General features: G+C 39.3%; 12 protein-coding genes. 4 read left to right on the forward strand and 8 right to left on the reverse strand.

Annotation, left to right across the window (positions count from 1 at the left end; translation table 11 throughout):
- Positions 1-2,166 (reverse strand): polyphosphate kinase 1, encoded by a 2,166-nt coding sequence (gene ppk1, locus MOMA_RS09180; protein ID WP_009502256.1) that lies wholly within the window; start codon positions 2,164-2,166, stop codon positions 1-3.
- A gap of 153 nt (positions 2,167-2,319) precedes the next feature.
- Positions 2,320-3,045, reverse strand: coding sequence for a monofunctional biosynthetic peptidoglycan transglycosylase (gene mtgA, locus MOMA_RS09185; protein ID WP_009502257.1), 726 nt, complete (start codon positions 3,043-3,045; stop codon positions 2,320-2,322).
- A gap of 110 nt (positions 3,046-3,155) precedes the next feature.
- On the opposite strand from mtgA, the gene MOMA_RS09190 reads away from it, so the two are divergent.
- Positions 3,156-3,404, forward strand: a complete 249-nt coding sequence (locus MOMA_RS09190; protein WP_227498103.1) for a glutaredoxin family protein — start codon at positions 3,156-3,158, stop codon at positions 3,402-3,404.
- A gap of 167 nt (positions 3,405-3,571) precedes the next feature.
- On the forward strand, positions 3,572-4,243 hold the full coding sequence (locus MOMA_RS09630) for a M15 family metallopeptidase (protein ID WP_009502259.1): 672 nt from the start codon (positions 3,572-3,574) through the stop codon (positions 4,241-4,243).
- 124 nt (positions 4,244-4,367) lie between these two features.
- Here the strand turns inward: MOMA_RS09630 and MOMA_RS09200 are convergent, their stop codons facing one another.
- The 6 genes from MOMA_RS09200 to MOMA_RS09225 form a co-directional block, all read right to left on the reverse strand.
- A complete protein-coding gene (locus tag MOMA_RS09200) occupies positions 4,368-5,837 on the reverse strand; it encodes an anthranilate synthase component I family protein (protein WP_227498104.1) in 1,470 nt (489 codons plus the stop codon).
- Positions 5,812-6,960: a DEAD/DEAH box helicase gene (locus MOMA_RS09205; RefSeq protein ID WP_009502261.1), complete on the reverse strand. Its 1,149-nt coding sequence runs from the start codon at positions 6,958-6,960 to the stop codon at positions 5,812-5,814. The genes MOMA_RS09200 and MOMA_RS09205 overlap by 26 nt, the downstream gene beginning before the upstream one ends.
- A 236-nt stretch (positions 6,961-7,196) precedes the next feature.
- Positions 7,197-7,409: a cold-shock protein gene (locus MOMA_RS09210; protein ID WP_009502262.1), complete on the reverse strand. Its 213-nt coding sequence runs from the start codon at positions 7,407-7,409 to the stop codon at positions 7,197-7,199.
- Between the two features lie 231 nt (positions 7,410-7,640).
- Positions 7,641-8,378, reverse strand: coding sequence for a 4'-phosphopantetheinyl transferase family protein (locus MOMA_RS09215; RefSeq protein WP_009502263.1), 738 nt, complete (start codon positions 8,376-8,378; stop codon positions 7,641-7,643).
- 76 nt (positions 8,379-8,454) lie between these two features.
- Positions 8,455-8,997, reverse strand: coding sequence for a peptidoglycan-associated lipoprotein Pal (gene pal / locus MOMA_RS09220; protein ID WP_009502264.1), 543 nt, complete (start codon positions 8,995-8,997; stop codon positions 8,455-8,457).
- 129 nt (positions 8,998-9,126) lie between these two features.
- Positions 9,127-9,642 carry a DUF6231 family protein gene (locus MOMA_RS09225; RefSeq protein WP_009502265.1) on the reverse strand — a complete coding sequence of 172 codons (516 nt, stop codon included), beginning with the start codon at positions 9,640-9,642 and terminating at the stop codon, positions 9,127-9,129.
- 174 nt (positions 9,643-9,816) lie between these two features.
- Between MOMA_RS09225 and ilvD the strand changes: the two genes are divergently transcribed.
- Positions 9,817-11,718: a dihydroxy-acid dehydratase gene (ilvD, locus tag MOMA_RS09230; RefSeq protein WP_009502266.1), complete on the forward strand. Its 1,902-nt coding sequence runs from the start codon at positions 9,817-9,819 to the stop codon at positions 11,716-11,718.
- 143 nt (positions 11,719-11,861) lie between these two features.
- Positions 11,862-12,284: a 30S ribosomal protein S6 gene (gene rpsF, locus MOMA_RS09235; RefSeq protein WP_009502267.1), complete on the forward strand. Its 423-nt coding sequence runs from the start codon at positions 11,862-11,864 to the stop codon at positions 12,282-12,284.

The following is a 12,284-nucleotide window of genomic DNA, read 5'->3' on the forward strand; positions in this document are numbered from 1 at the left end:
TTAGTTTGCCACCGTTTTTTTGTTAAACACGATTTTTTGCAACAAAAAATCTTGTGCTGAAAAAGTTGCTTCATTTTCGCCCATGTTAACAACTTGCCAAGTACCATCAGCACTCAATTGCCACGCACTGGCGTTGTCTTTTAGATAGTTTTGCAAATCTTCATGAATGCGTTTAAACACAACAGGATCATCAATCGGAAATGCCACTTCCACGCGGTTAAATAAATTACGTTCCATCAGATCGGCACTGGCACAATACAGTTTTGCTTTTTGCTTACCATCATCAAGCGAGCCATTGGCAAAATAATACACGCGTGTGTGCTCCAAAAACCGCCCAATCACAGAACGCACGCAAATATTATCCGACACGCCTAGCAATTGTGGACGCAAACAACAAATAGAGCGAATAATTAAATCTACTTTTACCCCAGCTTGCGATGCTTCATATAGTTTATCAATGATCTGTTTTTCGGTTAACGCGTTGACTTTGATGACAATTCTTCCCTGCTTGCCTGCTTTGGCTTGAGCAATTTCATTGTCAATTAATTGCAACAAGGTATCATGCAAACTAAATGGTGCATAAAGCAACCGCTGTAATTTGGCAGGTTTACCCATACCGGTTAAAATATTAAAAATTTTATGCACATCTTCTGTAATGGCTTCATTGGCGGTAAACAACCCATAATCGGTATAGGCTTTGGCATTGCCAGCGTGATAATTCCCTGTGCCAAGATGTGCATAACGGTGCAATTTACTCTCTTCGCGGCGGATAATGAGCATTAATTTGGCATGAGTTTTATAACCAACCACGCCATATACCACAACCGCTCCAGCTTGTTGTAATAAATTTGCCACTTCAATGTTGGATTTTTCATCAAATCTGGCTCTAAGTTCAATCACCGCCGTTACTTCTTTGCCGTTACGAGCTGCCTCTGCCAAGGCTTGTACGATTTCAGAATTTGCCCCGGAGCGGTATAACGTTTGTTTAATTGCCAATACATTGGGATCGCTTGCTGCCTGGCGTATCAAATTGACAATGGGTGCAAACGCATGAAAAGGGTGATGCACCAGTACATCTTGTTTGCGAATGGCGTGAAACACGTTTTCATTTTTTTCCCACATTTCACGGCGAAACGCTTTTGGAATTTCGTGATTAAATGCCTGATAACGCAGCTTTGGAATTTTAAAATCAAACAAAAGCCGCGTTAAATTAACCGGGCCATTTACCCGATACAGTTGCTCTTCGGTCAGATCAAATTCATTTAACAAAAAATCTGCAATAACTTGTGGACAATTTTCGGTTACCTCTAAGCGCACTTTTGCTCCAAAACGGCGATTATCCAGTTCACCCTCCAATGCTTTGGCATAATCGTCAACATCTTCTGCCAAATCCAAATCTGCGTTGCGCGTTAGGCGAAATTGATGACAACCGGTAATTTTGATGTTGGGAAACAAATCACCAATATGTTCATGAATGACTGCAGTGAGCATAATGTGATGTTCTTTACCCTCTGTCAATTCATCAGGCAAGCGAATAACGCGTGGCAAACTGCGCGGAGCTGGCACAACCGCCAAATCAATCTCACGTCCAAAAGCATCTTTACCATCTAAAGTTACCATAAAATTTAGACTTTTGTTGACCAATCTTGGAAATGGGTGTGCCAAATCAATGCTAATCGGTGTTAACACGGGGGCAACTTGACTGTCAAAATACTCTTTTACCCACTTAGCTTGGACAGGGGTTAATTCATCGCGTCTTAGATACCGAATATCCTGTTTGGCAAGATCAGGCAAAATGCTTTCATTTAAAATCCGATACTGTTCATCAACCGCTTCATGGGCAATTTTAGAAATTTGCAACAACACTTCACTCGGCGGTATGCCATCAATGCTGCTTACCACATCGCCCATTTGTAGATTTTGCATTAAACCTGCCACGCGAATTTCAAAAAATTCATCAAGGTTTGATGAAAAGATAATTAAGAAAAACAAACGCTCTAACAATGGGTGGCGCGGATCGGTTGCTTGCGCCAATACCCGTTGGTGAAACTGCAATAGTGATAATTCACGATTAAAATACAGATCACTGTCGGTATCGGCAAATACATTTGGATAACGGATATGGCTTAAAAGCGTAGTTTCAGTAAGTTCTGAGGTGATTGACATGGCTGTTCCTTAATATCAACACATAAATCTTGAGACGACTTAAAATTGCAAAATCAACCAATCAAAAGATAAGTAATGAACAATGAATAGTTAATAGACAGTTATAATCATATAAGATAAAAACTTAATTTTCAATCTATTTCTTAACAAACTTCAATCAGGCAAATCCGCCCCACCCATGCGACGCAAAATAATCTTGGTTTTATTGTTAAGCCGTTGATTTTTTCGGTTTTTTTGGTAAAATTTTGGATTTGGCAACATCGCAACCAGTGATGCCGCCTCACGCTTTGTTAAACGTTTGGCTGGTTTGTTAAAATAATGTTGCGTCGCTTCTTCAATGCCATAAATGCCATTGCCAAATTCTACCACATTAAGATACGCGGTTAAAATTCGCTCTTTTGTCCACAATTGTTCAATCATCAAGGTAATCAATGCCTCCTCGCCCTTACGGATATAAGAACGTTGCGGAAATAAAAACAGATTTTTAGCAAGCTGTTGACTAATCGTTGAGCCACCGGCAGAGATTTTACCTGCTTTTTGGTTGGTTTTAATTGCGTTTTCAATCCCTTGAATGTCAAAACCTTGATGATTGGCAAAATTGGCATCTTCACTGGCAATCACCGCCCGTTTGACATTGATTGAAATTTGGTCATCGTTTATCCATGTTTGTTTTACATCATTAGACGTAGAAATTCGGTGTAAAATCATAAACATACTGTGATTAATCGGCTGTGTTTTCCAGATCATTAATAACGCCAAAACCATCAAATGCAAGGCCAAAAACACCGTCAATATCCCCAAAAATAAGCGTTTTAACCATGTGTTAAAGCCTACAACAAACTTGGTTGGCATCTGAGAATCGCTATTGGATTTTGACATACATTAACCATTAAATCGCAACTTGTTAAACCAAAAAATATACCTTATTATAGCAGTTTTGGCTATCTTTTATTAGCATACTTTTATCATCATACTTGCAGAGCAACCCTATGAAACCTATACATACTCCAATGATTTGGCAATTATATGGCACGGTCGGCTGTCATTTGTGTGAATTGGCAATCGCCGAACTAACAAAAGCCCAAAAAATCGCAGATATTACATGGGAGTATGTGGATATTGCCACGTTTGACAATCCGTTAACGCACGCATGGTCGGACAAAATTCCTGTTTTGGTAACCCAAAATCATACTTTATTTTATCCGTTCTCTGTCATGGATATTTTAGCTTGTCTTTAAAATTTAGCTTGTCTTTAAAATTTAGCTTGTCTTTAAAATTTAGATTTACTTTAGTTATTTTGCATTTCATGTTATCATTTGGTGGCAAGTTTTTTTTAAACAGTTTTAAACAATCTTTTTTTTAAACAATCTTTTAAAACATTTTTTAATGCACATTTGGAGCAAATATGCCGTTCACAAAACGCATGATAAGTTACATGGTAAGTTTGGGTGCGATCATTGGCAGTTTGGTATTGCCTGTTTCTGCATTTGCCAAAAACGTCGCAACCGCTCAAATTCAAACAGCACAGCACAGTTGCCAGTATTACCTACCAGCAGGACAAGTCGGTTTTTATCACTTTAAATTCCCTGAAGCATCGAGCCGTGATTTGGTAACCGTAAAGGGCTATAAAGTACATCGCATGGCCGCTGATGAATTACGCCGCATGATGGCCGATGCACGCAGTCAAGGGGCAAATTTGACGATTGGATCGGCGTTTCGATCGGTAGATTATCAACGCGGTATCATCAAACGCAAACAAAAAGCCGGGCAAAGCGATCAACAAATTTATTCCGTCTCATCACACCCTGGTTTTTCTGAACACCATACAGGGCTTGCGATTGATTTTGCTCCGATTAATGACAATTTTGCCAAAACCGCAGGTTATCGTTGGTTGCAACAAAACGCCCACAATTACGGCTTTGTGCAAACTTTTTCGTCTACTTATTCAAAAGCCACAGGCATTTCCCAAGAATCTTGGCATTGGAAATATACAGGCACACCTAAGGCCAAAGCCATGCTTGCCAATGGCGAATGTTACGCCAAACCAAAAACAGATTGGCAAGGCGTAACCGATTGATTATTAAGGTTGATTATTAAGCGTTTTCATTTAAAAAAATTTATAAAAAATTAAAAATTACAAATTAAAAAATTAAAAATTACAAAACGATCAATTACGATCTGTTTTGTAATTTTTAACACGCTTATTTTGCTAAAAATTTTAACAAATTCCCCACTTTATCAAAGCATTCTTGATACTCCGCCCTACAATCTGATGCAATGGTTACACCACCGCCCGCCCACAGTTCTACCCTGTCATTATAGGCTTGTAGCGTACGAATTAGCACATTCCATTGCCCACTGCCGTCAAAATTCAGATAACCAAGCGTGCCACAATACGCACCACGATTATCACTTTCCAGTTCATGAATGATCTCAACCGCCCGTTTTTTTGGCGTGCCTGTGATTGACCCTGCAGGCAAACTTTGTAACAGTGCTGTCATTGGGTGAATTTTAGGTTTAAGCGTGGCGGTAACCGTGCTGACCATATGATGTACATTGCTAAAACTTTCAATATCAAATAATTTTGGCACAGCAACCGAACCTGTTTTGGCATATTTACCCAAATCATTGCGCAACAAATCCACAATCATCACATTTTCAGCAATATCTTTTTCACTTAAACTTAATTCATGTTTTAGTTTTTCATCAATATTTGCATCAGCATGTCGAGGACGCGTGCCTTTTATTGGCTTAGTAATTAATTCTATCTGATGATTTTTTTTAACAAAAGTAAAAAATAATTCAGGCGAACAGCTTAAAACTTCCATGCCCTTAACTTTTAAATAACCTGAAAAATCGGTCTGCATTGGCAATTGTAAAGGCGTTAAACAGTCGGCTAATGTTTGGTTTTTTAATTTGGCTTGCCACTGCTGAGTTAAATTAATCTGATAACAATCGCCTGCGTACAGATAGCGTTGCACCTTATCAAAAGCACGCTGATAATCGGCATATTGCCAACTGGCAGACAATGTTAACGGTTTATAGACATGCGTTTTAACCACCAAATTTTGCTCAAAAATCTCGGTAAGCTGCTGTCTTATTGCCACCAAATCAGTTAATTCTGTTGTATAACTTATTAAATACCAATTGTGATTAAGTTTTTGTAAAAAGTAAGGATAATGAGCAAAAAAAGCACAGGGCTTATTATAATCAAGCGAATGTTTTGCCAAATCCGCCAGTGCATGTGCCGAAAAATCATAACTCACAAAACCAATTAAACCATTTTGATAATAATTTAAATCGGCATTGTGATTTTTAACAACAGTGTGATATTTAACAACAGATTGATTTTGCTCACAAAAATCAACCAATAATTGATTAATTTGCTCAAAATTCAATACATAGGTTTTGTTTTTTTGATTGGTTGTAACGTCATTGATCGTAACGTTAAACAAGTTTGGTTGCTCACTAAAATAAACCACAAAACTGGTTTTTGGCAAAAATGCAATTAAATTTTGCCCATGATTATTAAGAAAAACAGGATAAAAATCAGGCATTTTTGCTAAAATTTTAACAATATCCACTTGATGCCAAGGTTGCAAAAACTCGCATGGCAATTGATTGGCAATATTTAGCACAGTTACATCACCATTGTTCAAGTTTAATTTCACCACTTAAATAATCTTGAATTGCAGGAAAATTAAAACCATCATTTTCACCAACAAAACTGATACTAACCCCTTTATTACCTGCACGCCCAGTGCGTCCAATGCGATGCACATAATCATCAGGGCTATCTGGCAAGGTAAAATTCACCACGCACGCCACATCATCTACATGAATACCACGCCCTGCCACATCGGTTGCCACCAAAATATCGGCTTTACCGCTACGAAATTGTGCCAAATATTTTTCGCGCTTGCTTTGTATGACATCACCAGATAAAACAACCACATTGTATTGACGGCTTAGTTTTTCGTATAAACGGTGAACTTGATCTTTACGATTGGCAAAAATAATCAACTTTTGTCCGCTAAAATTTTGAATTAATTGCTCTAATGCCTGATATTTTTCATTTTCAGCAATCATATAAAACTTTTGTTCGATATTTTCACTGGTTTTTTGTTCAGGCTCAATCTCAACAAAAGTCGGTTTATACAACCAACGATACGCCAAATTCATCACATCTTGGTTAAAAGTTGCCGAAAACAACAACGTTTGTCGATGCGTATTTGTAGGCATCATGCGAATCAGTCGTTTAATGTCAGGAATAAAACCCATATCAAGCATGCGATCGGCTTCATCTAGCACCAACACCTCCGTCCGATCAAGGTATACATAACCTTGATGGCAAAAATCAAGCAACCTGCCTGGAGTTGCAATGACAATATCCACAAATTTTTGTTGCAAAGGGCGAGCTTGTTGCTCATAATCCATACCTCCCAACAAACACACTGTGTTTAACTTGGTAAATTGAGTCAATTGCAAACAATCTTGGTAAATTTGCTGTGCCAATTCACGGGTTGGTGCTAAGATTAACGATCGAGTTTCCCCCAAATATCGCTCACCATCTTGATCTTTTTTTAAAGGATTGGTTAACAATTCGTTAATAATGGTTAATAAAAACGTCGCTGTTTTTCCTGTTCCTGTTTGAGCCTGTCCAATTGCATCCTGCCCTGCCAATGTATGCGGTAAAATTTGGGATTGAATGGGCGTTAATTGGGTATAACCGAGTTTGACAATGGCTTTTAACAAAGCAGGGTGAAGCGGTAATTGGGAAAATAATTGAAACACAGCATGCCTTAATATAAGTATGAAAGAATACGAGTATGAAAGATGAATTTGTTATAAAACTTAAGCACCAAGGCTTAAAAATTGATTAAAAAACCAAAACACAAAAAACCAAGCCAACTTGCTTGGTTTAGCTTAAGCAGCTTAGTTTTTTAACATTGGTTTTTAGCATTAGTTTTTTAACATTTGCTTTTAAAAAATATTAATAAAACCGTCAAGCACCATGTATTTACAAACGATTAGCCAAGTTTGGTTACTTCTTCGGCTTGTAAGCCTTTTGGACCTTCAGTAACGATAAATTCTACACTTTGTCCCTCACGCAAGGAACGGTAGCCCTCGCCTTGAATGGAGCGAAAATGCACAAAAATATCCTCGCCTGTGTTGCGTTGGATAAATCCAAAACCTTTTGAATCGTTAAACCATTTAACAATACCTTGTTCACGAACTGACATATTAAATCCTCAATTAACAAAATAAACTAAAACTTGGATCGTTTAAGCAAGCTATCCGTCTGTTAAGTTTTTGTAAGAAAATTTGCTATATTTTTACAAATATTACAGATATTTGCTAAGGAATAATATAACACGGTAAGTGGCTAAAAAAAAGACTTTTTACAATTTTTCACGTTATTTTTTATTCTGATTTGGCATATATTTGGTTAATTTTATTAAACATAAGAATAATTACAGCGAGCGTCCCACCCACCAACCGCATTGGAAGTTTGGCAAAAAACCAATCACGGCATTTGCCAAAATCAGCTCATTGTAAGGTTTGTTGTTTTGCAACAAAAGCCCCAATTCATTAAACCTAGCCCATTGCAATACATTCACACCAAGCCCTTTCGCTAAAGTTAAATTTTGTTGGCTATTTTGGTTCGTTTGCTGATTGTTTTGTTGGTTGTTTGTCGCTTTGTTGTTTGTCGCTTTAATATGGCTTTCTTTTAACGTCCACAATAACGTTTTTGCCAATTGTGCATGCTCCATATCGATTTGGCCAAGCCACTGATTTTCCGCTTGGCTAAAAAATCGCCTAACAACGCCAGATTTTATTGGTTTATTTTCAATGTCCACGCCAATATTTGCCACATTTGCCAACAATACCGCCACTTGGTATTGGCTATGACTAAAACTTACAAACCATTTTTGTGAATTTGCAATGAAACAATACGGAAATTCAGATTCGTTTAATTCACCAATTTGGTGAATTGCTATTTGCAATTGGCTTAACAATTGTCGACAAGCAAGCGAAGATTTGGATTTTGGTTTTGGTTTTGTAAAATTTGTTGTTGCAAAGTTTGTTGTGGCAAAACAGACATCGGAATCAATCGCAACTTGATTTGCCAATATTTCATCAATAAGCATTTCATCAATATTGGCAATTGCAAGCCACGCATTTGCAAGGGTTAAATGATAAATTTGCATCAATCACAAATTTTAACAATGACTAAAAATAATAGCTAAAACCTATCTGTCAAATAAACCTAATCTGTCAAATAAATTAGTAGCTTAATTCAACACGACGGTTTTGAGCATACGCATCTTCGGTTTCGCCCTCTACTGCAGGCTGATCTTCACCAAAACTTACCGCTTCAGTACGAGATACATCGATGCCTTGTGAAACCAAATAAGCTTGGGCTGATTTTGCACGACGCTCACCCAATGCCATATTATATTCACGGCTACCACGTTCATCGGTATGACCTGAAATTTGTACGCGAGCTGATGGATCGGATTTTAAAAATTCAGCTTGCTTGTTAAGCACTGCTTGACCTTGTTCGTCAATTTCACTGCTATCAAACGCAAAATACACCGTACCAACCTCACTCATAGCAGCCGCTGCATTCACAGTTTCTGGACTGTTATTTACAGCAGCACCGCCATTATAGTAGCCATTTGCATTTGCATTTGTATTTGCATTTGTATCTAACACAGCCACCGGTGAAACCACAACCTCTGAGGTTTTTTGTTTGGCAGAGCAACCCGTGAGTACCAAACCACCCACAACCATCGAAACTGTCAATACATTTTTGATATTTAACATGATCTTTCCTTACAAAACCGTAAAAATAATTGCTATAGATTAAACAATTAATGATTTTTTGTAAATAGTTTTAAGCAAAATTTTTAACAATATTGGCTAAATTTTAACAAAAATCCTATAACCGCTAATTCACCAACGAAACTTATCCCAATTTTCAGGATTTGCCCAAAACTTACTGTTTAGCCAATCTGGCAATTGTTTATAATCAAACAGATTAAACTGATAAAGGTTAAAATTTTGTTGGTTAATTTGACAAAAGGTTTGGCAAAAATACCGAAAACCAAATTCAATGGGATTAAGAGGGCTATTTTTGGCATTAAAAACCAAATTGTATTTGGCAAATAAATCACGACAACGCTGTAGGTTTTGTTTAGAAACCGCAATATCTGGTTGATTTAAAATCAAAATGGCTACATCGTACTGCTGATAAAATTTAATTTCATTAAATACATCATTTGGATAAAATTGATAATCAAAATCCGTAAAGTTTTGCTTAAGCATTTGAAAATAATCATGATTTTCAGCAATTAACAAAATACGCACAGGTTTAACTTGTCCATCATCATGCAAAAACTGTAAAGTTTGCTCCAATGCTTGACAAATTGGATTCTTGCTAACGGCTTGATTGGTGGTTGATTTTGGCATGGTTTTGATTCATTTAGATATAACAAAACCTATTTTAGCAAACTTTTTCTTATAAATCAGTAAGCAAATTTAACGCTTTTAACGCTTGTTTGCCCTACCAATTGGGTTTACTGATTTGGCTTTTAACGGTAAAATAAGAAATTTTAGCCCTTTAGCCAATTTTAAGGATTATGTATGCCAACTTACCGCTCCAAAACTTCCACTCATGGCCGCAACATGGCAGGTGCCAGAGCCCTTTGGCGAGCCACAGGCATGACTGATGATGATTTTAACAAGCCGATTATTGCCATTGCCAATTCATTTACCCAGTTTGTGCCGGGGCATGTGCATTTAAAAGACATGGGGCAATTGGTGGCGCGCGAGATTGAACAAGCAGGCGGCGTTGCCAAAGAATTTAACACCATTGCCGTAGATGATGGCATAGCAATGGGGCATAGTGGTATGTTGTATAGCTTGCCCAGCCGTGATTTGATTGCCGATAGCGTGGAATATATGGTGAACGCCCATTGTGCCGATGCGTTGGTGTGCATTTCTAATTGCGATAAAATCACGCCCGGTATGTTAATGGCGGCTTTGCGACTGAATATTCCAACGATTTTTGTGTCAGGCGGGCCAATGGAAGCAGGCAAAGTTTTGGCAAGTACTTTGAGCGATGGACATAGCGTGCATGAAACCGTAACCGATGACAAAGGGCAAAAAGTGCGTAAACTTGACCTTGTCGATGCCATGATTGACGCCGCCGATGACATGATTTCAGACAGCGATGTGGCAACCACCGAACGCTCGGCGTGTCCAACCTGTGGCTCGTGTTCGGGCATGTTTACCGCAAATTCGATGAACTGTTTGACCGAAGCCTTAGGTTTGTCTTTACCGGGTAACGGCTCGCTGCTTGCCACGCATGCCAAGCGTAAAGAGCTGTTTTTAACCGCCGGGCGTACCATTGTCAATATTGCCAAACGTCATTATGAACAAGGTGATGACATGGTTTTGCCACGCAACATTGCCACCAAGGCCGCTTTTGAAAACGCCATGAGTCTTGACATTGCCATGGGCGGTTCTACCAACACCATTTTGCACTTGCTCGCCGCTGCCAATGAAGCGAAAGTGGATTTTAAAATGGCGGACATTGACCGCTTAAGCCGCCGTGTGCCTTGTTTATCCAAAGTCGCCCCCGCCACGCAAAAATACCACATGGAAGACGTGCACCGAGCTGGCGGCGTGATGGGAATTTTGGCCGAACTTGACCGTGCTGGCTTATTACAAACCGATGTGGCAACCGTGCATGAAACCACGTTAAAACACGCCTTAACAAAATGGGACGTGATGAATCCTAACAACACACAGGCTCGGGATTTATACATCGCTTCCCCTGGCGGCGTACGCACCACGCAGGCCTTTAGCCAAAATAAACACTATCCTAACCTAGACTTAAACCGTGAAAGCGGCTGTATCCGCTCCAAAGAACACGCCTATTCACAAGATGGCGGTTTGGCGGTATTATTTGGCAACATTGCCAAACGTGGCTGTGTGGTAAAAACCGCAGGCGTGGACGAAAGCATTTTAACCTTTACAGGACGGGCCCGAGTATTTGAAAGCCAAGACGATGCAGTGGCAGCAATTTTGGCGGACAAAATTGTCGCAGGTGATATCGTCATTATCCGCTACGAAGGCCCAAAAGGTGGCCCTGGCATGCAAGAAATGCTTTATCCGACCAGTTATTTAAAATCCAAAGGGCTTGGCAAAGTGTGTGCATTACTCACCGATGGGCGGTTTAGCGGTGGCACGTCTGGACTTTCAATCGGGCATGCAAGCCCCGAAGCGGCTGAAGGCGGGGCAATTGGTTTGGTTGAAGAATTTGACCGCATTCATATTGACATTCCAAAACGCAGCATTCATTTGGATATCAGTGATGACGAGCTTGATAAACGCCGTGTAAATATGCAAACCCTTGGCAAACAAGCATGGAAGCCTGTTAAGCGTGAACGCTATGTTTCACAAGCCTTGCGTGCTTATGCGGCTTTAACCACCAGTGCCGATACAGGGGCGGTAAGAGATGTGGGGCAAGTGGAGCGATAATTTTAAATAAAACTTGCCAAATCAATAAATTTAGCGTAAAATATTGCACTTTATTGTGTGTTTGATAAACTTTAGCTTTTATCAAAACCATCTCCTTGCTGTTGGCATGGGGTCAATGGCTATTTAATCCGTAAGGAGTCTTTATGAGACATTATGAACTGGTGTTGTTAGTACACCCAGACCAAAGCGACCAAGTGGTTAGCATGGTTGAGCGTTACATGAACCTTATCAAAGAGCAAAATGGTATTATCCATCGCTTAGAAGATTGGGGACGTCGTCAATTGGCATATCCAATTAACAAAGTACACAAAGCTCACTATGTGTTGCTTAACATCGAAGTAGGCCAGCCTACTCTTGATGAATTAGAAGAGCTATTCCGTTATAACGATGCGATTATTCGCAGTCTGATTATCCGCCGTGATGAAGCAATTACCGAAGAGTCACCATTGGCAAAATCCGCTGAAGAAAAGCGTGCACGCAAAGCATCACGCCGTAACGACAGCCAAGAAGATTACCAATCAGCCGATGATGAGTCATCTGACGACGCTGACAATAACGACGAATAA

It is taken from the genome of Moraxella macacae 0408225 (assembly GCF_000320365.1).
Lineage (GTDB): Bacteria > Pseudomonadota > Gammaproteobacteria > Pseudomonadales > Moraxellaceae > Faucicola > Faucicola macacae.